Origin of the sequence: Streptomyces sp. NPDC098101 (assembly GCF_044760185.1) — a bacterium.
GTDB lineage: Bacteria > Actinomycetota > Actinomycetes > Streptomycetales > Streptomycetaceae > Streptomyces.
In genome coordinates this window covers 458,067-482,142 of the sequence record NZ_JBIWAS010000004.1, presented here as the reverse complement: position 1 = coordinate 482,142, position 24,076 = coordinate 458,067, and the positions used below count along the sequence as shown (strand labels likewise).

The following is a 24,076-nucleotide window of genomic DNA, read 5'->3' as shown; positions in this document are numbered from 1 at the left end:
CCGTTCCGTAGTACCGCCTAGTCGAGCACGGCGGCCGGCTCGCGGCGGCTGTCCGACCAGGCCGACCACAGCTCGGCGTAGTGCCCGCCCGCCGCGACCAGCTCCTCGTGGGTGCCGTTCTCGACGACCCGGCCCCCGTCGAGGACGACGATCCGGTCCGCGGCGGCGGCCTGCGGCAGCCGGTGGGCCACCATCAGACCCGTACGGCCCTCCAGGGCGCGCAGGGCGGCGGTCTCCAGGACCCGGGCGCCCGCGCTGCCCGCGTCGGCGGTCGCCTCGTCGAGGAGGGCGACGGGCGCGTCCGTGAGGACGAGCCGGGCCAGGGCCAGGTGCTGGGCCTGCGTCACGGTGAGCCGGTGGCCGCCCTCGCCCACGACCGTCGCCAGGCCCTCGGGGAGCGCGTCGGCCCACTCCAGGGCGCCGACGTGGTCCAGGGCCGCGCGCAGCTCCTCGTCCGTGGCCCCGGGCCGGGCGAGGCGCAGGTCCTCGGCGAGGGGCCCGGAGAAGACGTGCACCTCCTGGCTGATCAGGGTGACGGCCCGGCGGACCCCGGCGGGGCCCAGCTCGCGGGTGTCCACGCCGCCCAGGGAGATCGTGCCGGCCGCCGGTTCGTGGACGCCCGCGATCAGCTTGGCGAGCGTGGTCTTGCCCGCGCCGCTGGCGCCGACCAGGGCGACGCGCTCGCCGCACCGCACGTCGAGGTCGACCTCGTGGAGCACCGGGTGCCCGTCCACGTAGGAGTGGCCGAGCCCGGTCACCTTGACCGAGCCGTCCACGGGCGCGGCGGGCCGCCCCTCGGGCTCCCGCTCGGCCGGGAGGGTCGACACGCCGACCAGGCGGGCGAGGCTCGCCCCGGCCGACTGGGCGTCGTCGATGAGGAAGAGCGCGGCGTTGATCGGGTTGAACAGGCCGTGGAAGTAGAGCGCCGCGGCCGTGGCCGTACCGATGCTCACCGATCCGGCGTCGACGAGCAGGAAGCCGGTGACGAGGATCGAGGCCATGCCGAGGAACTCGGCGGCGTTCAGGCGGGAGAAGAAGCCGGAGACCAGGCGCATTCCGCTCGCGGCCAGGTCGACGGCCGCCCCCGACCGCTTCTCCAGGAGGTCCGCGTGGCGGTCGGTGAGCCGGAACGCCCGTACGGTGCGGACGCCCCCGACGCTGTCGAGCAGCTGGTGCTGGAGGGCGCCGGTCGCCACCCGGTGCTCGGCGTAGATCCGCGCGGCGCGCGGGATGTACCAGCGCACGGTGAGGACGTGCACCGGGACGGCGACGAGGACGGCGAGCAGGAAGCGCCAGTCGAGGACGGCGAGGCCCACCAGGGTCAGGACGATGGTGAGGAAGGCGTTCGCGAACTCGGGCAGGGCCTGCCGGACCGCCCGCGCGATCAGCGTGACGTCGCCCGTCACCCGGGCGGTCAGGTCGCCCGAGCCGGCCTTCTCGACCCGCTCCAGCGGCAGGCGCAGCGCCCGGTCGATGAACCGCTCGCGCAGGTCCGCGAGGATCGTCTCGCCGAGCCGGGCGACCAGCGACTTGCCGACGGCGGTCGCCACGCCCCGGGCCACGGCCACCGCGAGGAGCAGCGCCATCGGCACGGTCAGCGCGGCCGTGCCGCCGCGGTCCACGACCAGGTCCACGATCCGGCCGAGCAGGGGCGCGGTCAGCAGCCCGATGCCGGTCCCGGCGACCAGGACGGTCAGCGCGGTCACGGCGAGCAGCCGGTGGCGGCGCACCAGCCCGCGCACGACGGCGAGGGTCTGCGCGCCGGTCGCGGTGGGCAGGAGGGCGCGCCCGGGCGGGGGCGCGTCTTCGTACGGGTCGGTCGTGGTGGGCACGGGCGCGCCGTCGGGCGTGCCGGATCCGCTCATCGTCCGTCCTTCGTCCTCGTCCTTGGCGCCGGCGCCCGGCGCGGTCGCGTCGCGGCCGGCCGTCATGCCAGCACCGCCGAGCGGTACGTCTCGTGGGAGGCGACGAGCTCCGGGTGGCTGCCCTCGGCGGTCACCCTCCCCCCGTCGAGCACCACCACGACGTCGGTCCCGGCGAGCAGGGCCGGGCTGGTGGTGACCAGGAGGGTGGTGCGGCCCCGGCGCAGCTCCCGCAGCCGGACGGCGATGCGGGCCTCGGTGACCGTGTCGACGGCCGTGGTCGGGTCGTGGACGACCAGGACCGGCGGGTCGGCGGCCAGGGCGCGGGCGAGCGCGACCCGCTGGCGCTGGCCGCCGGAGAGCGACCGGCCCCGCTCGGCGAGGACGGTGTGCACGCCGTCCGGCAGGGCCTCGGCGACGTCGTCCGCCGCGGCGGCGGCGAGCGCGGGACCGACGTCCGGCGCGCCGTCGCCCGCCCCGGCCCGCACGTTGGCGAGGAGGCTGTCCTCGAACAGGTCGGCGTCGTGGTGGGCGACCAGGATCGCCCGGCGGGCGTCGCCGGGGTCGAGGTCGGCCAGCGGGACGCCGTCGAGCTCCACGGTCCCTTCGGCGGGCTCCCGTTCCCGGCCCAGGCAGAGCAGCAGGTCGTTCGCGGCGGCCGGGTCCCGGGAGACCACGCCGACGACGCTGCCGGGCGCGACGTCGAGGTCGAGGCCGCGCAGCGCTCCGTGGGTCAGGCCCCGCAGCCGCAGCCGTCCGGCGACGGGGGAGGGGAGCGGGGCCGTACCGGCGGCGACGGCCGGGGGCGAGGCGAGGACCTCGGCGATCCGGTCGGCCGAGGCGCGGGCCTGGGCGAACTCGCCGTTGACGTAGGTGAGGAGCTGGAAGGGGCCCAGGAGGTACTGGGCGAGGCCGACGGCCGCCACCAGGTCGCCCACGCTGATCGTGCCGCGCATCGCCAGATGGGCGCCGACCAGGCCGATCACCGCGATGAAGACGCCCGTCAGGGCGAGGATCGCCCCGTCGTGCCAGGCCCGGCTGTTCGCCGCCCGCAGCGCCGAGGCCAGCGAGCTCCGGCTGGTCTCCCGGTAGCGGGCGACCGCCGCCCGCTCGGCGCCGATGCCCTTCAGGACGCGCAGCCCCGCCACCAGGTCGGCGGCGACCCCGGAGGCATGGGCGGCGTGCTCCTGCTCGGCCTCGCTGCGCCGCTCCAGGGGCCGGCTGATGAGGTGGCCGATCCACAGCAGGGGCGGCACGCCGAGCAGGACGAGCAGCCCGAGCGGGACGGAGGTGCGGAGCAGGGCCACCGCGCTGACGGCGAGTCCGGTGAGCGCGGACAGCGCGTACGGCAGGGCGGAGGCGACCGAGCCGACCCGGCGGGCGTCGCCGGTCGCGACGGCGGTCAGCGCGCCCGGGAGCCGGCCGGTGTCGGCGCCGCCCCTCGGGTCGAGCACCCGGTCGGCGAGGTCCTGCCGGATCCGGTGCGCGGCGCTCTCGCCCGCGCCCTCGGCGAACCGGGCGGAGATCCGGTAGCAGGTGGAGAGGACGAGGAAGAGCCCGGCGAGGACGAGCAGCCAGCGCAGCAGCGCCCCGGAGGACCCGGTGCCCACCGCCTCGTCGATGGTGAGGCCGATGACGACCGGCACGAGGGCCTCGCACGCCTGGTGGGCCATGGCGAGGAGCGAGGCCCCGCCGACCCGCCGGCGCTGGTCGCCGAGCGCTCTCCGGAGGACGCGGCCTCCCGTTGGTCCTCCAGCGGGCATGGGAAGCCTCCACGAAGAGAGAGATAGTTAGGTAAGGCTACCTTAATGAGGGGTGCTGCCAAGGGGGCCCGCAGGGCGCCGCGGGACCCCGGGGGTGCGGGCGCGACCGCAGGTCGGGAGGGCGCGTTGACCCGTCGGTGCGATCCGGTTAGGCTCACCTAAGTTGACCTGTTCGGCACGTCAAATCACGTGCGGCGCACCCGTCTTGGGCCCACGGCCGGACGGGGGCGCGAACCGCCGTCAGGGGGAGTGGCCGTTGTCCGTCGAAATCCAGACGGCGTCCGGAGGCAGGACCGGCGGCCCCGACGGGCCCGCCGCGCCCCCCGTGCGCCCGGCCACCCTCGCCCTGCGCGGCCTGGGCCTCCTCGTGACGCTCGGAGCGCTGTTCCTCGTCTCGCTGCTCAGCGTCTGGGTGGGCACCCGGGGGATCCCCTTCGCCTCCACCTGGGAACTGCTGTGGCACCCCGACGGGTCCGAGGCCTCGGTCATCGTCCACGACTACCGCGTGCCCCGCACCCTCCTCGGCCTCCTCGTCGGCGTGGCCCTCGGCCTGTCGGGCGCGCTGATGCAGGCCCTGACGCGCAATCCGCTCGCCGACCCCGGCCTCCTCGGCGTGAACCTGGGCGCCTCCGCCGGCGTCGTCGTGGCCATCGCCTTCCTGGGCGTGGCCTCGCCCCTCGGCTACGTCTGGTTCGCCCTCGCCGGAGCCGCCGTCGCCTCGGTCGGCGTCTACCTCCTCGGCTCCTCCGGCCGCAAGCTCGCCACCCCCGACCGGCTCGTCGTCGCCGGAGCGGCCGTCACCGCCGTCCTCTACGCCTTCAACTGGGGCGTGCTGCTGTTCGACCCGGAGGCCTTCGACCAGTTCCGCTTCTGGACGGTCGGCTCCCTCGCGGGCCGCTACCACGACATCGTCCTCCTGGTCCTGCCGTTCGTCGCCACCGGCCTGGTCGTCGCCCTCCTCCTCGCCCCCTCCCTCAACGCCCTCGCCATGGGCGACCAGGTGGGGCGCGCCCTCGGCGTGAACGTCGGCCGCACCCGGCTCCTCGCCGCCCTCGCCGTGATGCTGCTGTGCGGGGCCGCGACCGCCGCCGCCGGACCGATCGGCTTCGTGGGCCTGGCCGTGCCGCACATCGCCCGCTTCGTCGTCGGCCCCGACCAGCGCTGGGTCCTCACGTACTCGACGCTCCTCGCCCCCGTCCTGCTCATCGGCTCCGACGTCCTCGGCCGCGTCCTCGGCGCCCCCGGCGAGGTGCAGGTCGGCATCGTCACCGCCTTCATCGGCGCCCCCCTGTTCATCGCGCTCTGCCGCCGACGGAAGCTGGTCATGCTGTGAGCGTCCCCGTACGAGAGGCGAAGGCCCCCGCGCCCCGCGTCGTCGGCGGCCGGGTCGTCCGCGTCGGCCGCGCCGTCTCCCTGCGCGTGCACGGGCGCACCGTCGCCGTCACCGTCCTGCTGCTCGCCGCCCTGGTGCTGGTCGTCGGCACCACCCTCACCACCGGGGACTTCCCGCTCACCGTCGGGGAGGTCCTGCGCGCCCTCACCGGGAACGACTCCGGGGCCGCCGACTTCGTCGTCAACACCCTCCGGATGCCCCGCGTCCTGAGCGCCGTGTTCGTCGGCGCGGCCCTCGCCGTGAGCGGGGCGATCCTGCAGAGCCTCACCCGCAACTCCCTCGGCAGCCCCGACATCATCGGCTTCACCAACGGCTCCGCCGTGGGCGCCCTCGTCGTCATCGTCGTCCTGCACGGCAGCATGACCCAGATCGCCCTCGGCGCCCTGGCCGGCGGCCTCGCCACCGCCCTCGCCGTCCACCTCCTCATGATCGGCCGCGGACTCCAGGGCTTCCGCCTCGTCGTCATCGGCGTCGGCGTCAGCGCCCTGCTCCTCGCCGTCAACTCGTACCTGATCACCCGGGCCACCTTCCAGGAGGCCCTGGAGGCCCAGGCGTGGCTGATCGGCAGCCTCGGCAACCGGACCTGGACGCACGCCAACGCGATCGGCCTCGCCCTCGCCGTCCTGCTGCCCCCGGCCCTCCTCCTCTCCCGCCGCCTCGCCATGGTGGAGATGGGCGACCTCACCGCCACCGCCCTCGGCGTGGACGTCCACCGCACCCGTACGGCCCTCCTCGTCATCGGCGTCGCCCTCGCCGCGTTCGCCACCGCCGTGACCGGGCCCATCTGGTTCATCGCGCTGGCCGCCCCCCAGGTGGTGCGCCGGCTCACCGGGTCCCCCGCGCCCGCCCTGCTGTCCTCCGCCCTCATGGGCGCCGTCCTGCTCGCCCTGAGCGACCTCGTCGTCCAGCGGGCCTTCGCGCCCGCCCTCCTCCCCGTCGGCACGGCGACCGGCGCCCTCGGCGGGACCTACCTCATCTGGCTGCTGATCACCGAGTCGCGAAAGAGCCGCGCATGACCGCGAAGAACACCCCCGGACCCCGGCTGCGCGCCGAGGACCTCACGCTCTCCTACGACCGGCGGACGGTGGCCACCTCCCTCAGCGTCGACATACCCGACCACTCCTTCACGGTGATCGTCGGACCCAACGCCTGCGGCAAGTCCACCCTCCTCTCGGCGCTCGCACGGATGCTCACGCCCAAGGCCGGCCAGGTCTACCTCGACGGCGCGGCCATCTCCTCGTACCGCTCCCGCGAGGTCGCCCGCCGCCTCGGCCTGCTCCCGCAGTCCTCCAGCGCGCCCGGCGGCATCACCGTCGGCGACCTCGTCGCCCGCGGCCGCTACCCGCACCAGCGGCTCCTGAAGCAGTGGTCCGCCGAGGACGAGACGGCCGTCACCGAGGCCATGCGCCAGACCGGCGTCCTCGACCTCGCCGACCGGCCCGTCGACGACCTCAGCGGCGGCCAGCGCCAGCGCGTCTGGCTCTCCATGGTCCTGGCGCAGCAGACCTCCGTCCTCCTCCTCGACGAGCCGACCACCTTCCTCGACATCGCCCACCAGGTCGAGGTCCTCGACCTGTGCGCCGAACTCCACGCCCGCAAGGGACACACCGTGGTGGCCGTCCTGCACGACCTCAACCAGGCCTGCCGCTACGCCACCCACCTCATCGTGATGCGCCCCGGCGGCATCGTCGCCGCCGAGGGCGACCCGGCCTCCGTCATGACCGCCGACCTGGTCGAGGACGTCTTCGGCCTGCCCTGCCGGATCATCGACGACCCCGAGACCGGCACCCCGCTCATGGTCCCCGCCGCACCCCGGCGGTACGAGGCGGAGGACACCGACGGCACGGCGCTCGCCAAGACCCCCTGAACCCCCCTAGGGACGGACCCGCCCATGATGCTGTGCACCAGAATCACCAACGCGCGCGTCCTCACCATGGACCCCGACCACCCGGTCGCCCACGACCTTGGCATCTGGCACGGCCGGATCGTCGGCCTCGACGAGGCCGTGAGCGGCCTGCCCGCGCGCGAGGTCGTCGACCTCCAGGGCGCCACCGTGCTCCCCGGCTTCATCGACAGCCACGTCCACCTGGCGTGGACGGGCCTGAAGGCGAGCTCCCCGAGCCTCGCCGGCGCCGAACGGATCGAGGACGCCCTCGCCGTCGTCGCGGACGCGGTCGCCCGCCGGAACGCGCCCGGCACGTGGATCCACGTCGGGGACTACGACCAGCGCGCCCTCGGCCGGCACCTGACCGCCGCCGACCTCGACCGGGTCGCCGCCGGCCACCGGATCTTCCTCATGCACACCTCCGGCCACGCCTGCGTCGTCGACAGCTCCGTCCTCGACCTGCTCCCCGCCGACGTCCCCCACGACGACGGCCTCCTGGTGGAGAGCGCGATGGGCGCCGTGCGCCGGCTCCGCCTCCCGTACGCGCAGGAGGAGCTCGCCGACGCCATCGAGCACGCCGGACGCGCCTGCCTCGCCGAGGGCGTCACCGCCTGCGCCGAGGCCGGCATCGGCGGCGGCCTCCTCGGCCACAGCCCCGCCGAGCTCGGCGCCTACCAACTCCTGCGCGACCGCGGCCGGCTGCCCCTGCGCGTCCAGCTCATGCCGGGCGCCGACACCCTCAAGCCGCTCGGCGCCCACGAACGGGACGGCATCCCCCGGGGCCTCGACCTCGGCCTGCGCACCGGCTTCGGCGACGACTGGCTGTCCGTCGGCGCGCTCAAGATCTACACCGACGGCGGGATGATGGCCCGCACGGCCGCGCTCACCGAGCCCTACGAGGGCACGGACGGCACCGGGCAGCTCCAGGCCGACCCCGAGCACCTGACCTCCCTCATCGTGGACGGACACCTCGCCGGCTGGCAGCTCGCCGTCCACGCCATCGGGGACCGCGCCGCCGACCTCGCCCTGGACGCCCTGGAACGGGCCCAGGAGCTGCGCCCCCGCCCCGACGCCCGCCACCGCGTCGAACACGCCGGCCTGATCCGCCCCGACCAGCTCCCGCGCTTCGCCCGGCTCGGCCTCAGCGCCGTCGTCCAGCCCAACTTCCTGCGGTACTTCGGCGACGACTACGCCACGGTCATGGGCCCGCACCGGGCGCCCTGGATGTACCGGGGCCGCGGCTTCCTCGACCACGGCGTCACGCTGGTCGGCAGCTCCGACCGCCCCGTCACCGACGGATCGCCGCTGCGGGCCGTCCAGTTCATGGTCGAGCGCACCTCCCTCTCCGGCCGCCCGATCGGCCCGGACGAGGCGATCACCGTCGACGAGGCCCTGCGCGCCTACACGGTCGCCGGAGCCCACGCCTGCCGCTGGGACGACACCGCGGGCACCCTCACCCCCGGCAAGCGCGCCGACCTCGTCGTCCTCGCCGACGACCCGTACGCCGTCGACCCCTCCCGGATCGGGGACATCGAGATCGTGGCGACCTTCGTGGACGGCCAGGAGGCGACACAGGGGAAGAAGCTGTGAACAAGCCCCTCGCGTGACGCCTCCTCGACGGGTCCCCCGACGTGTCGGCGGCACCGAGGCGCTCGGCAGAAATCCCCTTGCTTCAACGGGACTTCACCGGAAAAGCAGCGTGTCGCGGGAGAGTCGGCCGGGCCGGTGAGGAGCCGTGCGGTCAAAAATCCGCACGCGCGACGACCGGCCCGACGGTGCCGCTGACGACGCCCAACGGCCGTCTCCCGGACCGTTCCGCCCGACGCCCCGCAACGCATCCACAGCAGGCCTCCTCGTGAGAGCGGCTGCACAGCGGACCAAGGAGATCTCCCATGGCCATTTCTCTGTTCACTCGCAAGGCCGGAGCGGCCCTGGCCGTGGCGGCCGCGCTCACGTTCACGGCTGCCGGACCGGTGCACGGCACGCCGACCCGGACCGCCGACCAGGTGATGCAGGACGGACTCGACGCGGTGGTCGCCGCCGGATACCCCGGCGCCACGGCCCTGCTCCGCGAGGACGGAGCGCGCCGGTACCTGACGGCGGGCGTCGGCGACCGCGCCACCCGGACGCCGACCGACCCGAAGGCTCAGGTCCGCATTGGGAGCAACACCAAGCCGTTCATCGGCGCCGTCACCCTGATGCTGGCCGACCAGGGCGCGCTGTCGCTCGACGACACCGTGGACCGGTGGCTGCCGGGCGCCGTGACCGGCAACGGCAACGACGGCAGGAAGATCACGGTGCGCCAGCTGCTGAACCACACCTCGGGCGTGCCCGAATACCTCGACAGGGTCACCGTCGACGCGTACGAGAACCCGAACAAGCCCTTCCCGCCCGCCCAGCTGGTGCGGCAGGCCATGCAGCGGGCGCCGCTGTTCGCGCCGGGCACGAGCGTCAAGTACAGCAACACCAACTTCATCCTGCTCGGGATGATCATCAAGTCGGTGACGGGCAACGAACCGGCCGTCGAGGTGCGGACCCGCCTCATCGACCGGCTCGGCCTCACCGGCACGAGCTACCCCACGTCGGATCCGAAGCTGTACGGCAACCACGTCCGGGGCTACGCCGTTCCCCTCTACCACTGGGGCGAGCGCCCCTACGTCGACGTCACCACCCTGAACGTCCAGTTCTCCGGCGCGGCGGGCGCGATGGTGTCGACCCTGGACGACCTGGCGACCCTCCACGAGGCGCTGCTCGACGGCACCCTGCTCTCCCCGGCGACGCTGGAGCAGCTCAAGACCCTCGTCGCCTACCCCGGCCAGTCCAACCTGTCCTTCGGGCTCGCCCACGAGGTGGTGAACGGCCCGGGCAACTGCGGCAAGGTCTGGACGAAGGGCGGCGCCATCTACGGGTACTACACCGCCGTCCTCACCCGCGAGGACGGCGCCCAGGCCGCCGTCGCCACCAACCAGTACAACATGGCCGGCCCCGGAGGGGTCGGAGTGCAGAACCTGACCAACGCCGCCATCGACGCCCTCTGCGCCCTCTGACGGTCTCCGGGCACACCGGTACGTCACGACGGAGGGCGGGCCCGGAGCCGTAACGGCTTCCCGGCCCGCCCTCCGTCGTGCTCAGGCGTCGAGGATCCCCGGCAGCGCCTCCACCAGGGCGTCGATCTGTTCCTCCGTCACCGTCAGCGCGGGGGCGAGCCGTACGGTGGACGGGCCCGCCGCGTTGACCAGGAAGCCGGCGTCCTGGGCCGCGCGCTGGACCGGGACGGCCCGCGGTTCGGTGAGCACGACGCCCAGGAGGAGGCCGGCGCCGCGCACTTCGGCGACGGCGGGGTGCTTCAGTTCCTCGATGCCCCGGCGCAGCCGCTCGCCCGACCGCACGGTGCGGGCGAGCAGCCCCTCGGCCTCGATGGTCCGCAGGACGGCGAGGCCGGCCGCGCACGCGACCGGGTTGCCGCCGAACGTGGAGCCGTGCTGGCCGGGTCCGAGGAGCCCGGCCGCCGACCCGAAGGCCACCGCGACGCCGATCGGCAGCCCGCCGCCCAGGCCCTTGGCGAGGGTGACCACGTCGGGGTCCACGTCCCAGTCCGCCTGGTGCGCGAACCAGTGGCCGGTCCGCCCGATGCCGGTCTGCACCTCGTCCAGGACGAGCAGCGTGCCGGTCGCCCGGGTGATCTCCCGCGCGGCCCGCAGATACCCCTCGGGCGCGGGGACGACCCCGGCCTCGCCCTGGACCGGTTCGAGGACGACCGCCGCGGTCTCCTCCGTGACGGCCGCGCGCAGCGCCTCCACGTCCCCGAACGGGACGTGGGTGACCTCCCCGGGCAGCGGCAGGAACGGCTCGCGCTTCGCCGGCTGGCCGGTGAGCGCCAGGGCCCCCATGGTGCGCCCGTGGAACCCGCCCTCGGCGGCGACCACGTGCGGGCGCCCCGTCCGGCGGGCGATCTTGAAGGCCGCTTCCAGCGCCTCCGCGCCCGAGTTCGCGAAGAAGACCCTGCCCCGCCTGCCGAAGAGCCGGAGCAGCTCCTCGGCCAGGGCGACGGGCGGCCCGGCGACGAACAGGTTCGACACGTGGCCGAGCCGGGAGACCTGCTCCCGGACGGCCTCGACGACGGCCGGATGGGCGTGGCCCAGGGTGTTGACTGCGATCCCGCCGGTGAAGTCGGTGTACGTACGGCCCGCCTCGTCCTCGACGGTGCTGCCCTCGCCCCGGACCAGGGCCAGCGGGGGAGTGCCGTACGTGTCCATCATGACCGCGCGCCAGCGATCGGTGAGGGTCCTCGTGCTGTCGGCGGCGGTCACGCGTCGTCCTCCTCGGACGGGGGAGCGGGTACGGGGGCGGAGGGGGTCTCCGGGTCGGGGACCACGGTCGTGCCCGGCCCGTCGGCGGCGAAGACGCCGCCGAGGAGCGCGTGCGGCACCCGGCCGTCGACGACCCGGGCCGCGCGGACGCCCGCGCGGACCGCCCGCAGGCAGCCCTCCATCTTGGGGAGCATTCCGCTCGCCAGGTCCGGGAGCAGCGCGTCCAGTTCGCCGGCCGTCAGCCGGTCGATGATCTCGGTGCTGCGGGGCCAGTCCGCGTAGAGGCCCTCGACGTCGGTCAGGACCACGAGCCGGTCCGCGCCGAGCGCCACGGCGAGCGCGGAGGCCGCGAGGTCGGCGTTGACGTTGTAGACCTCCCCGTCCTCGCCCCGGGCGACCGGCGACACCACGGGGATGCGGCCCGCCTCCAGGAGGGCGCGCACGGCGGCGGTCTCCACGGCCACGACCTCGCCGACGAGACCGATGTCCACGGGCTCGCCGTCCACCCACGCGGGGCGCCGCACGGCGGTCATGGTGTGCGCGTCCTCGCCCGACAGGCCCACGGCGAACGGGCCGTGGGCGTTGAGGGCGCCGACCAGCTCCCGCTGCACCTGGCCGGTCAGCACCATGCGGACCACGTCCATGGTCTCGGGCGTGGTCACTCGCAGGCCCGCCTCGAAGCGGACCTCCAGGTCGAGGCGGTCGAGCATGGCGCTGATCTGCGGTCCGCCTCCGTGCACGACGACCGGCCGCAGGCCCGCGTGCCACAGCTCCACGACGTCCTGCGCGAAGGTCCGGTGCAGCGCGGGGTCCACCATGGCGTTCCCGCCGAACTTGACGACCACCGTCCGGCCCCGCAGCTCCTCGGCCCAGGGCAGGTCGGCGGCGGCGGTGACCGTGTCGGCGGCCGTGCCGGCCGTTCCGGCCGGGTTCTCGCCCGGCCGCGCGTGGGGAAGCGTCCCCGTCCGTGTCGTCCCGGGCCCGCTCATGAGCTGTACGCGCTGTTCTCGTGGACGTACTCGGCCGTCAGGTCGTTGGTCCAGAGGACCGCCGACGCGTCGCCGGCCCGCAGGTCGGCGGTGACGACGATCCTCCGGTCCGACAGGTCGACCTTGTCCCGGGACTCGCCCGCCGCGCCGTCCCGGCACACCCAGACGCCGTTGATCGCCACGTCCAGCCGGTCCGGGTCGAAGACGGCCGCCGTGGTGCCGATCGCGGAGAGCACCCGGCCCCAGTTGGGGTCCTCGCCGTGCAGGGCGCACTTGAGGAGGTTGTTGCGGGCGATGGACCGGCCCACCTCGACGGCGTCCTCCTCGGAGGCCGCGCCGACGACGTTCACCTCGATCTCCTTGGAGGCGCCCTCGGCGTCCGCCACCAGCTGCCCGGCCAGGTCCAGGCAGACCGCGTGCACGGCCTCGGCGAAGGCCTCCGGGGCGGGGACGGTCCCGGAGGCTCCCGAAGCCAGCAGCAGGACGGTGTCGTTGGTGGACATGCAGCCGTCCGAGTCCACCCGGTCGAAGGTGGTCCGCACCGCCGCGCGGAGCACCCCGTCGAGCGTCTCCGCGTCCACGTCGGCGTCGGTGGTGAGCACGACCAGCATGGTCGCGAGACCGGGGGCGAGCATCCCCGCGCCCTTGGCCATGCCGCCGACCGTCCAGCCGTCCCGGGTCACCGAGGCGGTCTTGTGGACCGAGTCCGTCGTCCTGATCGCGACGGCCGCGTCCTCGCCGCCGTCCGCCGAGAGCAGTCCGCCGGCGGCGGCGATGCCCTCGGTGACGCGGTCCATCGGCAGCCGTACGCCGATCAGACCGGTGGAGCACACCGCGACCTCGTGCGGGTCCACGTCCACCGCGCCCGCCGTCCGCTCGGCCATCAGACGCGCGTCGACGGCGCCGGCCTGTCCCGTACAGGCGTTGGCGCCGCCGGAGTTGAGGACGACGGCGGATATCCGGCCGTCGGCCAGGACACGCCGGGACCAGCGTACGGGCGCGGCCTGGACGCGGTTGGAGGTGAAGACGCCGGCGGCGGCGCGCGACGGCCCCCGGTTCACCACCAGGGCCAGATCGCGGTCACCGGACTCCTTGATGCCGGCGGCGATGCCGCAGGCGAGGAATCCCTGTGCAGCGGTCACACTCACGGAGTGACTCCATTCGTGGGCAGGCCCAGCCGTTCCGGCAGGCCGAGGGCGACGTTCATGCTCTGCACCGCGCCACCCGCGGTGCCCTTCGTCAGGTTGTCGATGGCGCTCACGCAGATCAGCCGGCCGGCGTCCGGGTCCACGGCGATCTGTGCCTGGACCGTGTTGGACCCGAGGACGGCGGCGGTCGAGGGCCACTGCCCGGGCGGCAGCAGCCGGACGAACGGCTCGTCGGCGTAGGCGGATGCGTACGCCTCGCGCACCGCCTCGGGGCCCGCCGCGAGTGCCTCGGGGCGGAGCCGTGCCGAGCAGGTGGCGAGGATGCCCCGGGGCATGGGGGCGAGCGTCGGCGTGAAGGAGACGGTGACGTGCTCGCCGGCCACCAGGGAGAGGTTCTGGACGAGTTCGGGGGTGTGCCGGTGGCCGCCACCGACTCCGTACGGGGTCATGGAGCCCATCACCTCGGCGCCGAGGAGGTGCGGCTTGAGGGCCCGTCCGGCGCCCGACGTGCCGCTGGCCGCGACGACCACGACCTCCGGCTCCACGAGCCGGGCCGCGAGCGCGGGGAACAGCGCGAGCGTGACCGCCGTGGGATAGCAGCCGGGCACGGCGATCCGGGTGGCGCCCTTCAACCCGTCCCGGGCGCCGGGGAGTTCCGGGAGGCCGTACGGCCAGGTCCCGGCGTGCTCGGAGCCGTAGAAGCGTTTCCAGGCCACCGGGTCGCGCAGGCGGAAGTCCGCCCCGCAGTCCACGATCAGCGTGTCGGGGTCCAACTCCCGCGCGTACGCGGCGGACTGCCCGTGCGGCAGGGCCAGGAAGACCACGTCGTGACCGCGCAGGGCGGCCGCCGAGGTCTCGTCGAGGACCCGGTCCGCCAGTTCCGCCAGCTGCGGTTGTACGGAGCCGAGCGTCCGGCCCGCGCTGCTGTGCGCGGTCACCGCGCCGATCTCCACGCCGGGATGCGACAGCAGCAGGCGGAGTATCTCCCCGCCCGCGTAGCCGCTCGCACCGGCCACCGCGACCCTTACGGTCATGTTCTTCCGTCTCTCTCCGTACGTGTGGGGGACGCCGCCCCGGGGAGGGGGGCGGCGCGACGCCGTTCCAGGGTGGGGGCGCGGGGTTGCCGGTACGGGCCCCCGGCCGTGCGTCCCGGCGAACGTCGCGCGGCGCCCCGTCGGACGGGGACCGCGCGACGGGGCCCGGCCCCGTGCGCCCCCGGCCCCCGTGGACGGGGCTGGTCGCGCGGACCGTTCGCCGTTCGCCGCCCCCGCCCGGATCGCCGTTCGTGTCGTCATCCGTGTCGCCGTCCGTGGAATCGTTCGCGACCTTCGGGAGGAACCCGAAAAGTGGATGTGCCCGCACCCCCTCACCCTTCGATCGGGACTTAGCTGAGCCTAACCTAAGTTGAGCTTCCATGGGGCCCGCCCCGTGCGGTCCACCGATGGGCCGGTCCCGTCGAGCGTCCCGGACGGGCCCGTCGTAGGGTCCGGATATGGGAGAGCCCGCGGGCGCGGACGCCGAGGACGTCTTCGACGCGGGACGGTGGGACGCCGTCCTCGTCGACGTGATGCGCGACACCGGAGCCTCGATCGGCCTCGTGTACCTCCGGGTGCCGGGGGAGGACATGCTGCGCCTGGCGCTGGTGTCGGGCGTCTCCCGCGAGATCGCGGCCCCCTGGGTCCGCATCCCGGCCGACGCGCCGATCCCGGTGGTCGACGCCATGCGCGACCGCGCGCTCGTGTGGCTGGGCGGCCAGGAGGAGATCGCCCGCCGCTACCCGCGCCTGGGCATCGTGCTGCCGTACGACTTCCTCCTCGCCGCCGCCCCGATCGCCGACGACACCGCCGTGTGGGGCGGCATCGTGCTGCTCTGGCCGGTCTGGCACCCGCCCCACCTCGACGACCGCGAGCGCGCGGCGCTCGACCGCTGCGGCCGCCGGGCCGCCCGGCTGCTGCGCCGGGCGGCCGAGCGGGAACCGGCCTCCTACCCCTCCGAACCGCGCGTCGTGCACCCGGCCCGGCCCCCGGAGACGGACCCCGTCCTGGCCAGGACCGCCCTCCACTTCGCCGAACGGCTGCCCGTCGGCTGCTGCGCCCTGGACCTCGACGGACGCCTCACCTTCCTCAACACCGCCGCCGCCGAACTGCTCCAGGCGGGCGCGGCGGCGCTGCTCGGCAGACGCCCGTGGGAGGCGGTGCTCTGGCTGAACGACCCCGTGTTCGAGGACTGCTACCGCGCGGCGGTGGTCACCCGGCTGCCGATGTCCTTCACCGTCATGCGACGCCCGGCGACGTGGCTGCTTTTCGAGCTGTACCCGGACGCCACCGGCATCAGCGTCCACATCACCCGGGTCGCGGGACCCTCCGCGACCGGCGAGGGGGAGGGCGCCGGGCGGGAGCCCGGGGCGGGCGCGGCGGCCCCGCCCGCCCCCTCCGCGGCCTCTGTGGCGCCCGCCCCCTCCGGGGGTCCGGCCCCGCCGCCCCGGCACGCCGAGCCCGTGGGCGCCGGGGCCGTCTACCACCTCATGCACATGGCGGCGGCCCTGGCGGAGGCGGCCGGCGTCCACGACGTCGTCGAGCTGGTCGCCGACCAGATCGTGCCCGCCTTCGGCCCGCGCGGCCTCGTCCTGATGAGCGCGGACGAGGGACGGCTGCGCATCATCGGCCACCGCGGCTACAGCCAGGAGTTCGTGGACCGGTACGACGGCACGCCCCTGACGGCAGAGGTCGCCGACGCCCAGGTCCTCGCCACCGGCGTCCCCGTCTTCTTCACCAGCCCCGAGGACCTGTACCGCGCCCACCCCCACGCCCCGCGCTACGAGGACCGCTCCGCCTGGGCGTTCCTGCCGCTGATCGCCTCCGGCCGCCCGGTGGGCTCCCTGATCCTCTCGTACGAGCGGCCGCGCTCCTTCCCGGCGGCCGAGCGGGCCCTGCTCACCTCCCTGGCGGGCCTCATCGCCCAGGCCCTCGCCCGGGCCCGGCTCTACGACGCCAAGCACTCCCTCGCGCGCAGCCTCCAGACCAGCCTGCTCCCGCACGGACTGGTCCCCTTCCCGGGGGTCGAGGTCGCCGCCCGCTATCTGCCGGCGGGTCACGGCATGGACGTCGGCGGCGACTTCTACGACCTCATCCGCGCCGCGCCCAACACCGTCATCGCGGTCATCGGCGACGTCCAGGGGCACGACCCGAACGCCGCCGCGCTCATGGGGCAGGTGCGCACCGCCGTCCACGCGCACGCGACGGCCGGCGCGTCCCCCGGCGACGTCCTCGCCCGGACGAACAAGCTCCTGAACGACCTGGAGCCGGACCGCTTCACCAGCTGTCTGATCGCCGAACTCGACCTGGTCCGCCACCGTCTGCGGCTCGCCACGGCGGGCCATCCGCCGCCGCTCCTGCGCGCGCCCGACGGCCGGACCCGCCTCCTGGAGACCCCGCCGGGCCTCCTCCTCGGGATCGCCCCGGACGTCGAGTACGCCACCACGGAGGTGCCCTGGGAGCCCGGTTCCGTCCTGGCGCTCTACACCGACGGGCTGGTCGAGACGCCCGGCGTCGACATCGGCACGGCCACGGCGGAGCTGTCGGGCCGTCTCGCGCGGTCCCGGCCGGGGGACCTGGACGCCCTCGCGGACGGACTGATCCGGCACGTCAGGAATCCCGACCACCGCACCGACGACGTCGCCCTCCTGCTCGTCCGCCGCGAGCCCTGACACCCGGCCGGATCCCTGACGGGACCGCCACCCCCTTGCCGTACCTATCGAATATCGATAGCTTGTTATCGGTTTTCGATCGAAGGGGATGTCATGGGGAAGCTGACGGTGCTCGCCCTGCGGGCCGTGCTCGTGGGGCTGCTCGCGGGTTCGGTCTTCGTGGAGGCGGTGATGGTGCCGCTCCTGGCCGCCGACCTGGACGGGCTCAGGCCGGAGTACGCCCACCTCCGCACACCGGTGCTGGTGCTCCTGGTCCTGGGCGCGCTGGCGGCGCAGACCGTACTGGTCTGCGTGTGGCGCCTCGTGACGATGGTGCGGCGCGGCACGGTCTTCTCGCACGCGGCCTTCCGGTACGTGGACGTCGTCACCGGCGCCTTCGCGGCGGGCGCCGCCCTGGTGTTCGCGTTCGCCGTCCTCCTGGCGCCCGGCGAGGCCGTCGCCCCGGGCGTCGTGCTGCTGATCTGCGGGGCGAGCCTGGCGGTCCTGGGCGTGGCCCTGATCGTGCTCGTGCTGCGGACGCTGCTCGCCCAGGCCGTCGAGCGCGAGGCCGAGGCGAAGCGGATGCGGGCCGAGCTGGCCGAGGTGATCTGATGCCGATCGTCGTGGACGTCGACGTGATGCTGGCCCGGCGCAAGATGTCGGCGGGCGAGCTGGCCGAACGCGTGGGCATCACCCCGGCCAACCTCGCCGTGCTCAAGAACGGACGCGCCAAGGCGGTGCGCTTCACCACCCTCGGCGCCCTCTGCGAGGTCCTCGACTGCCAGCCGGGCGACCTGCTGCGCTGGGAGCCGGAGCCCGGGACGGCGGAGGAGGACGCGACGGGGGACGCGGCGGGGGACTCCGTGGCGGCGGCCCGCGAGAGCGGCTGACGAGGCGCGGGCGCGGGCGCGTCCGGCGTCGAAAGGTTCCGCCCGGCGCCCGCCCCGCCGGTCAGGCCCGGTCGGGAAGCGGCGTACGGAGCGCGCTCCGGCCCTCCGTCCAGGCCGCCAGCACGTGGTCGCCGAGCCGGTCCTCCAGGAGCACGGTCGCCGCGATGCCGAGGGCGACGTCGGAGGCCAGGCCGGGCTCGTCCTCCAGGAGGCCGCCCACCGCCTCCCGGCGCACCAGCTGTTCGTGGACGGCGTCGGCCTCCACGTGCTCGTCGTAGTACCGCTCCGCCGCCGGTCCCGCCCCCGTCCGCCGCATCGCCGCGACGAGCCGGGCGGCGGCCGGCGGCGAGGTCACCTCGACGGCGGCGAAGTGCCCGACGAGCGCGCCGCGCAGCCGCCGGTGCAGGGCGAGCAGGGTCGCCAGGTTCACGGCCGCCAGCGTCTCGGCCCCCACCGCGTCCGCGTACCGCCCGTACTCCGGGTCGAGCCCCAGGTCCACCATGAGGTCGGCGTAGAGCCGCTCGTGCATCCGGTCGGCGCGCCCGCAGCCGAACTCGTCGTACTCGATCGCGACCATCGCCGCCTTGGCGCGGCCGCGCAGCCGGGGGATCACCCAGAGGTACGGGTCGGCCTCCCGGAGCTGCGACACGGAGCGGAGCGCCGCGTACTCCCGCACCTGCCACCGCTCTCCCCGCGAGGCGAGGAACGCCGAGACGCCGGTGGGCTCGGCGGGCTCCACCAGGAGGGCGCCCAGCTCCTCGTCCACGTCCCCGCGGTGCCGGCAGTCGTGGCGCAGCGCGCTCTCGAAGCGGTGCTCCAAGAGGGCCCGGGTCCTCAGCAGGTGCGGATCCCATTCGAGGGTCTCGGGGACCCCGTCGTACCCCCGGTAGTGCAGGGCGTAGCAGAGGTGCAGGGCGAGCTGGAGGTCCTCGCCGTACGGGTCGAGGCGCGCGATCTCCGGGCCGTCGGGGAGCGCCCCGGGGTCGCCGAGGAGCCGCCGCCGGACCGCCCGCGACACCTCGCCGCGCGCCTCGGGGACCCCGGGCGCGCCGGAGGTCGTACGGACGGTCCGCGGGGCGGTGGTCATGGGGTCGGGTCCTCCGGTGAGTCGGCCGCCGGGCGGTCGCGCCGCTGCCGGTGGCGGTGGCTGGTGTCGCAGAACGGGGCCCGCCTGCTCCGCCGGCACGTGCACAGGGCGACCACCGGCCGCTCGCAGTGCCGCACCGAACCGTCGGGCATGACGACGTCCACCGGCCCCTCGACGAGCATCGGCCCGTCGTCCAGGGGCCGGACCAGGGTCGGCGCGTCCCGCGCGGGCCCCTCCGTCCGCGCCGGGGGCACGGCCTCGGGCCGTACGTCCGGGGAAGGGGACATCGCACACCACCCGTCGGGTCTCTCGGCTCTTCTCCCGCGCGGCTGCCCCGCCGCACCGCTCCCATGCGCGGGCGGTACGGGCCGGGGGGCGGGGTTCACGCGCGGGACGCGCGGATCACGACGAGGTCCTCCGCGCGCGTCCCCGGCGGTACGAGACCCCGGGCGGCGAACCAGTCGCCGCGGGCGGACATGACCGGTCCGAAGGGCTGGGCGAGGCGGTCGGTCACCCGGGGGCGCAGCCCGGCCCGGCGCAGCCCGTCCAGGGTGGCGGTGACGCCGGAGAGCGACGACTGCACGACGAGCAGGGTCCCGGAGGGGGTGAGCAGCTCCGGCACCCGGGCGCAGACCCGGTCGAGGAGCAGCCGCCCGTCCGTCCCCGCGTCCCAGGCGCGCCGGGGGCCGCGCGCGGGCAGCTCCGGGTCCTCGCAGGGCACGTACGGCGGATTCACGGTGACCAGGTCGAAGCGCTCGTGCGCCACCGGGGCCTCCAGGTCGCCGCGGAGCAGCCGCACCCGGCAGCGGTGCCGGAGCGCGTTGAGCCGGGCCGTGGCGACGGCGGCGCGCGAGATGTCCACGGCGGTCGCCCGGGTCCCGCGCAGGGCGGAGGCGACGGCGACGACGCCGGTCCCGGTGCACAGGTCGAGCGACCGCGCCCCGCGCGGCAGCTCCTCGCGGGCCAGCCGCGCGAGCAGCAGCGCGGTGTCGCCCTGGGGCGCGTACACCCCGGGGAGCCGGTAGACGCGCGGCGCGTCCGCCCGTACGTCCGTGACCGGCGGGGCGGCGAGGTCCTCGCCGGGGGGACGGGTCACCTGGGTCACCGCGACCGGCCTCCCGCCCGGGATGGGAAGCCGGGGGCCGGGAACCGGCGGCCCGCCGGAGCGCACGCCCGCACGGAGTTCCTCGTCGGAATCCTCACGGTCCCGCTCCTCAGCGGCCCTGTTCCCGCTCGGACTCCTCCGGCGGCTGCCAGGAGTCCCGCCGCGCCTCCGCCGCCGGCGGCTGCGCCACGCCCGGGGCCTCCCGCCGCCGGGCCACCCGCCGGGAGCCCCACCAGAACCCGCCGAGCAGCAGGGCGGCCACCACCACGCCGATCACGATCAGCAGGAGCGAGGAGGACCCCTCGGCGGCCAGGAGGGAAGGCGGGGCGGCCGGGGGGAGAGAGGAGAGAAGCATGATCGCCCTTCCTGTCGGAGACGGGGCAGTTCGTTCGGAACGGCGGCTACCCTCGCGGAGAAGATCCATTCGCTCACGGACGGTGCCCCGCCCCCACCCGTGCTCAGAGGTCGCGCAGGGCCGGAAGCAGTTCCTTCTCCGCCCAGCGGATGAACGGTTCCTGGTGCCCGCCGCCGATCTGCACGAGGGCCAGCTCGGTGAACCCGGCCTCGGCGTACGGACGGGCGGCCTCCACGAACGCGTCGACGTCGTCGCCGCACGGGATGTTCTCCGCCACGTCCTCGGGGCGGACCGTCTCGGTGGCCTGGGCGAACCCGGAGGGCAGCGGAAGCTCGGAGTTGACGCCCCAGCCGCCCAGCGACCAGCGGAACTGGTCGTGGGCGCGGGCCACCGCCGCGTCCCGGTCGGGGTCGTAGCAGACCGGCACCTGGCCGACGCGCGGCTTGCCCGCGCCGCCGTGCTCGTCGAAGGCGTCGAGCAGCTCGCCCTTCGGCTCCGTGGCGATCACCAGGTCCGCCCGGCGCCCGGCGACCCTGCACGAGTGCGGGCCCGAGACGGCGATCCCGAGGGGCGGGGGAGTGTCGGGGACGTCCCACAGCTTGGCGTTCTCGACCTGGAAGTGGGTCCCCCGGTGGGTCACGTACTCGCCGGAGAACAGGTCGCGGATGATTCCGGCGGCCTCGTCCAGCATCTCCAGGCGGACGCCCGCCGAGGGCCAGCCCGCGCCGACGACGTGCTCGTTCAGGATCTCGCCCGAGCCGAGCCCGAGCCGGAACCGGCCCTCGGACAGCAGCTGCACGGTCGCCGCCTTCTGCGCCACGACCGCCGGGTGGTAGCGGAAGGTCGGACAGGTCACGTACGTCATCAGCGGGATGCGGGAGGTGGCCTGCGCCGCCGCCCCCAGGACGCTCCACGCGTACGGGGCGTGGCCCTGGGAGTCCAGCCACGGGAAGGAGTGGTCGGAGATCACGGAGAAGTCGAATCCGGCGCGCTCCGCCTCGGCCACGTGGCCCACCAGCTCACGGGGTCCGGCCTGCTCGGTCATCATCGTGTACCCGATCTGCATCATGCCGGGCGACTTGCCGCGAAGGCGCCCCCTGAAACGGGCATGACGGACACTTCTGCCGACGGCGGCCGGAACGGCGTGCGACCGGCGGAAATGGGTGCCGACCCCGATGCGGGCGGATGGTGCCCCGGGGGATGGTGGGGTGGAGGAGCACCCGGCGGCCCGGCCGCCGGGGCGGTGCACGAGGCGGGGCGCACGGAGTGCGGGTCCGGCCGGTGACGCCGGCGTTCCAGGCCATGGCACGAACGGAGTCCGCGCCCATGACACGTCCCCCCTGGAGACCACGGAGCCCCCTCACCGCTCCGGAGACCCCGCCCGAACCCGGCCGTCCTCCCCACCGGGCGGGTCCGCCGTGAGCGTGACCACGTGGGCGACCATCGCGGTGTTCGCGGCCGTCTACGTACTGATCGCCACGGAGTGGGTGCACCGGGTCGCCGCGGCCCTCGGCGGCGCGGTCGCGATGCTCCTCATCGGGGCGACCAGTCCGGAGAAGGCCTTCTTCTCCGAGCACACGGGCATCGACTGGAACGTCCTCTTCCTGCTCCTCGGCATGATGCTGATCGTCTCCGTCCTCAAACGCACCGGCGTGTTCGAGTACGTGGCCATCTGGGCCGCGAAACGCTCGCGGGGCCGCCCGTACCGCCTGATGGTGCTCCTGATCCTCACCACGGCCGTCCTGTCGGCCTGGCTGGACAACGTCACCACCGTCCTGCTGATCGCCCCGGTCACGATCGCGGTCTGCGGCAAGCTCGGCCTCCCCGTCGTGCCGTACCTCATCGCCGAGGTCATGGCCTGCAACATCGGGGGCGCCGCCACCCTGATCGGCGACCCGCCCAACATCATGATCGGCTCGCGGGCCGGGCTCTCCTTCAACGACTTCCTGCTCCACATGGCCCCCATCACCACCTTCCTGATCCTGGTCTTCGCGGTGATGGCCCGCTGGATGTTCCGGAAGTCGTTCTCCTACGACCCGAAACGGGCCGAGGAGGTCATGGCGATGAACGAACGGGAGGCGATCACCGACAAACGGCTCCTCGTCGTCAGCGGCGTCGTCATCGGCCTGGTGATGGTCTGCTTCGTCCTGCACACCGCCCTGCACCTGGAGCCCTCCGTCGTGGCCATCAGCGGCGGACTGATCCTGCTCGCCGTCTCCCGGCTGAAGCCCGAGAAGGTGGTGGCGGACGTCGAGTGGCAGACGCTGGCGTTCTTCGCCGGGCTCTTCGTCATGGTCGGCGCCATGGTGCAGACCGGGGTCATCACCGACATCGGGGAGGCGGCGGCCCGGGCCACCGAGGGGAAGCTGTTCGGCGCCTCGATGGCCCTGCTCTTCGGCTCGGTGGTGCCCTCCGCCGTCATCGACAACATCCCGTTCGTCGCCTCGGTCAGCCCGATCGTCTCCGAGATCGTCGAGTCCTCCGGCGGGACCGAGCGGGCCGGGATGCTCTGGTGGTCCTTCGCCCTGGGCGCGGACCTCGCCGGCAACGCCACGATCATCGCCTCCTCCGCCAACGTCGTCACCGTCGGCATCGCCGAGCGGGCGGGCCACCCGATCTCCTTCTGGCAGTTCAGCAGGTACGGCCTCGTCGTCACGGCCGTCACCACCGCCATCGCGGGCCTGTACGTCTGGCTGCGCTACTTCGTCCTGGCCTGACCGGCGTCCCGCCGGGCCGCCGGCCACCGAGAGGAGTGGAAACGTCATGGGCGACTCCGACGAGGAGAGGCTCGCCGACCTGGAGGCCGTCATGTGGCGCGACGACCCCCGCTTCGCCCGCGGCCTGGGCGAGGGCCGCCCCCGGCGCCCCCGCGAGTACCGGCGCGGCCGGGCCTGGCTGGCCATGGCCCTGGCCCTCGCGGCCGTCGTCGTCGGAGGGGTCGTCCCGCACGGGCTGCTCCTGGCGGCGGGACTCGTCATGGCGGCCCTCGCGGTGAACCTCTTCGACGGCCGGGAGCGGCGGCACCGGCACCGGCGCGGACACGGAGGGGGCTCCGGCGGCCGGTGGTGAGGCCGGGGCGAACTCCCGTGCGCGGCCCGGCCGTCGAAGCCGCCCGCGCCGCCTTCCGTACCGCCGTCCCACTCCGTGGAACGGGGGCCGGTGCGCCTTGACCCCGCCGACGGGCACCTGGTTCGATCATGCACATGAAGAGCCGCCGGACGACCCTCACGCGACGACGTCACGTCGACCTCGCGCGCACGTCCGGCGCCCTCTGTAGCGTGCGCTGACCCCGGCCGCCGTCCTCCACGGCCACCGGAACCGCGTCCGGCCGGGCCACGGCCCCGATCGCCCCGGCCGCGGCCCGCGCTCCCCGCGCTTCCCGCACGCCGCCGTCCGTCGAAGCCGGACCCCGGCCGCGTAACGCCCCGCCCGCCTTCACCGGCCCCGCCTCCTCCTGGCGATCCCGGGACCCCCGACCCGGGGACGAGCGGGGCCCGCCCCGCCGTGCCCGCCGCCCCGCCCGTACGCACCACTCCGCCCGTACGGGCTTCCCCCGCGCCCGGACACGGCCACCCCCGCCCACGGGCGCCCCACCCATTGTGTG

22 protein-coding genes are annotated in these 24,076 nt (G+C 74.9%); 11 read left to right on the top strand and 11 right to left on the bottom strand.

Translation table 11 applies throughout. The features are described from left to right. Nucleotides 1-17 precede the first annotated feature (17 nt). Both ACIQVI_RS20710 and ACIQVI_RS20705 read right to left on the bottom strand, forming a co-directional pair. Nucleotides 18-1,865 (bottom strand): ABC transporter ATP-binding protein, encoded by a 1,848-nt coding sequence (locus ACIQVI_RS20710; RefSeq protein ID WP_403598735.1) that lies wholly within the window; start codon nt 1,863-1,865, stop codon nt 18-20. A 62-nt stretch (nt 1,866-1,927) separates the two neighbouring features. Next, the gene (locus ACIQVI_RS20705; RefSeq protein ID WP_403597809.1) at nt 1,928-3,625 is read right to left on the bottom strand and encodes an ABC transporter ATP-binding protein; all 1,698 of its coding nucleotides are present in this window, start codon (nt 3,623-3,625) and stop codon (nt 1,928-1,930) included. A gap of 256 nt (nt 3,626-3,881) precedes the next feature. On the opposite strand from ACIQVI_RS20705, the gene ACIQVI_RS20700 reads away from it, so the two are divergent. From ACIQVI_RS20700 to ACIQVI_RS20680, 5 genes are all read left to right on the top strand, one after another. After that, nucleotides 3,882-4,958, top strand: a complete 1,077-nt coding sequence (locus ACIQVI_RS20700) for a FecCD family ABC transporter permease (protein ID WP_403597806.1) — start codon at nt 3,882-3,884, stop codon at nt 4,956-4,958. Beyond that, nucleotides 4,955-6,034, top strand: a complete 1,080-nt coding sequence (locus ACIQVI_RS20695) for an iron chelate uptake ABC transporter family permease subunit (protein WP_351973494.1) — start codon at nt 4,955-4,957, stop codon at nt 6,032-6,034. Before ACIQVI_RS20700 ends, ACIQVI_RS20695 begins: the two co-directional genes overlap by 4 nt. After that, complete coding sequence (locus ACIQVI_RS20690; RefSeq protein WP_403597802.1) at nt 6,031-6,885, top strand: ABC transporter ATP-binding protein; 855 nt, start codon at nt 6,031-6,033, stop codon at nt 6,883-6,885. Before ACIQVI_RS20695 ends, ACIQVI_RS20690 begins: the two co-directional genes overlap by 4 nt. 27 nt (nt 6,886-6,912) lie before the next feature. Beyond that, nucleotides 6,913-8,493, top strand: coding sequence for an amidohydrolase (locus tag ACIQVI_RS20685; RefSeq protein WP_403598732.1), 1,581 nt, complete (start codon nt 6,913-6,915; stop codon nt 8,491-8,493). Between the two features lie 302 nt (nt 8,494-8,795). Next, the gene (locus ACIQVI_RS20680; protein ID WP_403597799.1) at nt 8,796-9,950 is read left to right on the top strand and encodes a serine hydrolase domain-containing protein; all 1,155 of its coding nucleotides are present in this window, start codon (nt 8,796-8,798) and stop codon (nt 9,948-9,950) included. An 81-nt stretch (nt 9,951-10,031) separates the two neighbouring features. Here the strand turns inward: ACIQVI_RS20680 and ACIQVI_RS20675 are convergent, their stop codons facing one another. The 4 genes from ACIQVI_RS20675 to argC are packed head-to-tail and all read right to left on the bottom strand — an operon-like array spanning nt 10,032 to nt 14,384. Further along, on the bottom strand, nt 10,032-11,162 hold the full coding sequence (locus tag ACIQVI_RS20675; protein WP_403598729.1) for an acetylornithine transaminase: 1,131 nt from the start codon (nt 11,160-11,162) through the stop codon (nt 10,032-10,034). A 47-nt stretch (nt 11,163-11,209) separates the two neighbouring features. After that, nucleotides 11,210-12,202: an acetylglutamate kinase gene (gene argB, locus ACIQVI_RS20670; protein ID WP_403597796.1), complete on the bottom strand. Its 993-nt coding sequence runs from the start codon at nt 12,200-12,202 to the stop codon at nt 11,210-11,212. Then, on the bottom strand, nt 12,199-13,350 hold the full coding sequence (argJ, locus tag ACIQVI_RS20665; RefSeq protein WP_403597793.1) for a bifunctional glutamate N-acetyltransferase/amino-acid acetyltransferase ArgJ: 1,152 nt from the start codon (nt 13,348-13,350) through the stop codon (nt 12,199-12,201). The genes argB and argJ overlap by 4 nt, the downstream gene beginning before the upstream one ends. Then, nucleotides 13,347-14,384: an N-acetyl-gamma-glutamyl-phosphate reductase gene (gene argC, locus ACIQVI_RS20660; RefSeq protein WP_403597790.1), complete on the bottom strand. Its 1,038-nt coding sequence runs from the start codon at nt 14,382-14,384 to the stop codon at nt 13,347-13,349. Before argC ends, argJ begins: the two co-directional genes overlap by 4 nt. 458 nt (nt 14,385-14,842) lie before the next feature. Here argC and ACIQVI_RS20655 point away from each other — a divergent pair, with 458 nt between their 5' ends. From ACIQVI_RS20655 to ACIQVI_RS20645, 3 genes are all read left to right on the top strand, one after another. Next, a complete protein-coding gene (locus tag ACIQVI_RS20655; protein ID WP_403597787.1) occupies nt 14,843-17,056 on the top strand; it encodes a PP2C family protein-serine/threonine phosphatase in 2,214 nt (737 codons plus the stop codon). Nucleotides 17,057-17,149: 93 nt separating this feature from the next. After that, a complete protein-coding gene (locus tag ACIQVI_RS20650; RefSeq protein WP_403597784.1) occupies nt 17,150-17,647 on the top strand; it encodes a DUF2975 domain-containing protein in 498 nt (165 codons plus the stop codon). Next, on the top strand, nt 17,647-17,925 hold the full coding sequence (locus ACIQVI_RS20645) for a helix-turn-helix domain-containing protein (protein ID WP_403597781.1): 279 nt from the start codon (nt 17,647-17,649) through the stop codon (nt 17,923-17,925). The genes ACIQVI_RS20650 and ACIQVI_RS20645 overlap by 1 nt, the downstream gene beginning before the upstream one ends. 61 nt (nt 17,926-17,986) lie before the next feature. Here ACIQVI_RS20645 and ACIQVI_RS20640 read toward each other — a convergent pair whose 3' ends face one another. The 5 genes from ACIQVI_RS20640 to ACIQVI_RS20620 all read right to left on the bottom strand — a co-directional run bounded on the left by ACIQVI_RS20640 (nt 17,987) and on the right by ACIQVI_RS20620 (nt 21,541). Continuing rightward, the gene (locus tag ACIQVI_RS20640) at nt 17,987-19,012 is read right to left on the bottom strand and encodes an iron-containing redox enzyme family protein (RefSeq protein WP_403597778.1); all 1,026 of its coding nucleotides are present in this window, start codon (nt 19,010-19,012) and stop codon (nt 17,987-17,989) included. Then, nucleotides 19,009-19,299 carry a CDGSH iron-sulfur domain-containing protein gene (locus ACIQVI_RS20635; protein ID WP_351970689.1) on the bottom strand — a complete coding sequence of 97 codons (291 nt, stop codon included), beginning with the start codon at nt 19,297-19,299 and terminating at the stop codon, nt 19,009-19,011. The genes ACIQVI_RS20640 and ACIQVI_RS20635 overlap by 4 nt, the downstream gene beginning before the upstream one ends. A gap of 95 nt (nt 19,300-19,394) precedes the next feature. Then, nucleotides 19,395-20,108: a HemK2/MTQ2 family protein methyltransferase gene (locus ACIQVI_RS20630; protein WP_403597775.1), complete on the bottom strand. Its 714-nt coding sequence runs from the start codon at nt 20,106-20,108 to the stop codon at nt 19,395-19,397. A gap of 118 nt (nt 20,109-20,226) precedes the next feature. After that, nucleotides 20,227-20,472 (bottom strand): DUF6479 family protein, encoded by a 246-nt coding sequence (locus tag ACIQVI_RS20625; RefSeq protein ID WP_121830703.1) that lies wholly within the window; start codon nt 20,470-20,472, stop codon nt 20,227-20,229. Nucleotides 20,473-20,575: 103 nt separating this feature from the next. After that, a complete protein-coding gene (locus ACIQVI_RS20620) occupies nt 20,576-21,541 on the bottom strand; it encodes an LLM class F420-dependent oxidoreductase (RefSeq protein WP_403597772.1) in 966 nt (321 codons plus the stop codon). A gap of 349 nt (nt 21,542-21,890) precedes the next feature. Between ACIQVI_RS20620 and ACIQVI_RS20615 the strand changes: the two genes are divergently transcribed. From ACIQVI_RS20615 to ACIQVI_RS20605, 3 genes are all read left to right on the top strand, one after another. Beyond that, nucleotides 21,891-23,189, top strand: a complete 1,299-nt coding sequence (locus ACIQVI_RS20615; RefSeq protein ID WP_403597769.1) for an SLC13 family permease — start codon at nt 21,891-21,893, stop codon at nt 23,187-23,189. A 46-nt stretch (nt 23,190-23,235) separates the two neighbouring features. Continuing rightward, nucleotides 23,236-23,541, top strand: a complete 306-nt coding sequence (locus ACIQVI_RS20610; RefSeq protein WP_351970685.1) for a DUF3040 domain-containing protein — start codon at nt 23,236-23,238, stop codon at nt 23,539-23,541. A 128-nt stretch (nt 23,542-23,669) separates the two neighbouring features. After that, nucleotides 23,670-23,759, top strand: coding sequence for a putative leader peptide (locus tag ACIQVI_RS20605; protein WP_351970684.1), 90 nt, complete (start codon nt 23,670-23,672; stop codon nt 23,757-23,759). Nucleotides 23,760-24,076: the final 317 nt, after the last annotated feature.

What these genes read in the sequence shown, in the direction of transcription:
- ACIQVI_RS20620 (WP_403597772.1), bottom strand. Translation starts at nt 21,541, where the DNA reads ATGATGCAGATCGGGTACACGATGATGACCGAGCAGGCCGGACCCCGT.
- ACIQVI_RS20640 (WP_403597778.1), bottom strand. Translation starts at nt 19,012, where the DNA reads ATGACCACCGCCCCGCGGACCGTCCGTACGACCTCCGGCGCGCCCGGG.
- ACIQVI_RS20625 (WP_121830703.1), bottom strand. Translation starts at nt 20,472, where the DNA reads ATGCTTCTCTCCTCTCTCCCCCCGGCCGCCCCGCCTTCCCTCCTGGCC.
- ACIQVI_RS20635 (WP_351970689.1), bottom strand. Translation starts at nt 19,299, where the DNA reads ATGTCCCCTTCCCCGGACGTACGGCCCGAGGCCGTGCCCCCGGCGCGG.
- ACIQVI_RS20710 (WP_403598735.1), bottom strand. Translation starts at nt 1,865, where the DNA reads ATGAGCGGATCCGGCACGCCCGACGGCGCGCCCGTGCCCACCACGACC.
- ACIQVI_RS20685 (WP_403598732.1), top strand. Translation starts at nt 6,913, where the DNA reads ATGCTGTGCACCAGAATCACCAACGCGCGCGTCCTCACCATGGACCCC.
- ACIQVI_RS20675 (WP_403598729.1), bottom strand. Translation starts at nt 11,162, where the DNA reads ATGATGGACACGTACGGCACTCCCCCGCTGGCCCTGGTCCGGGGCGAG.
- ACIQVI_RS20655 (WP_403597787.1), top strand. Translation starts at nt 14,843, where the DNA reads ATGGGAGAGCCCGCGGGCGCGGACGCCGAGGACGTCTTCGACGCGGGA.
- argC (WP_403597790.1), bottom strand. Translation starts at nt 14,384, where the DNA reads ATGACCGTAAGGGTCGCGGTGGCCGGTGCGAGCGGCTACGCGGGCGGG.
- argB (WP_403597796.1), bottom strand. Translation starts at nt 12,202, where the DNA reads ATGAGCGGGCCCGGGACGACACGGACGGGGACGCTTCCCCACGCGCGG.
- ACIQVI_RS20680 (WP_403597799.1), top strand. Translation starts at nt 8,796, where the DNA reads ATGGCCATTTCTCTGTTCACTCGCAAGGCCGGAGCGGCCCTGGCCGTG.
- ACIQVI_RS20605 (WP_351970684.1), top strand. Translation starts at nt 23,670, where the DNA reads ATGCACATGAAGAGCCGCCGGACGACCCTCACGCGACGACGTCACGTC.
- ACIQVI_RS20645 (WP_403597781.1), top strand. Translation starts at nt 17,647, where the DNA reads ATGCCGATCGTCGTGGACGTCGACGTGATGCTGGCCCGGCGCAAGATG.
- ACIQVI_RS20610 (WP_351970685.1), top strand. Translation starts at nt 23,236, where the DNA reads ATGGGCGACTCCGACGAGGAGAGGCTCGCCGACCTGGAGGCCGTCATG.
- ACIQVI_RS20650 (WP_403597784.1), top strand. Translation starts at nt 17,150, where the DNA reads ATGGGGAAGCTGACGGTGCTCGCCCTGCGGGCCGTGCTCGTGGGGCTG.
- ACIQVI_RS20690 (WP_403597802.1), top strand. Translation starts at nt 6,031, where the DNA reads ATGACCGCGAAGAACACCCCCGGACCCCGGCTGCGCGCCGAGGACCTC.
- ACIQVI_RS20705 (WP_403597809.1), bottom strand. Translation starts at nt 3,625, where the DNA reads ATGCCCGCTGGAGGACCAACGGGAGGCCGCGTCCTCCGGAGAGCGCTC.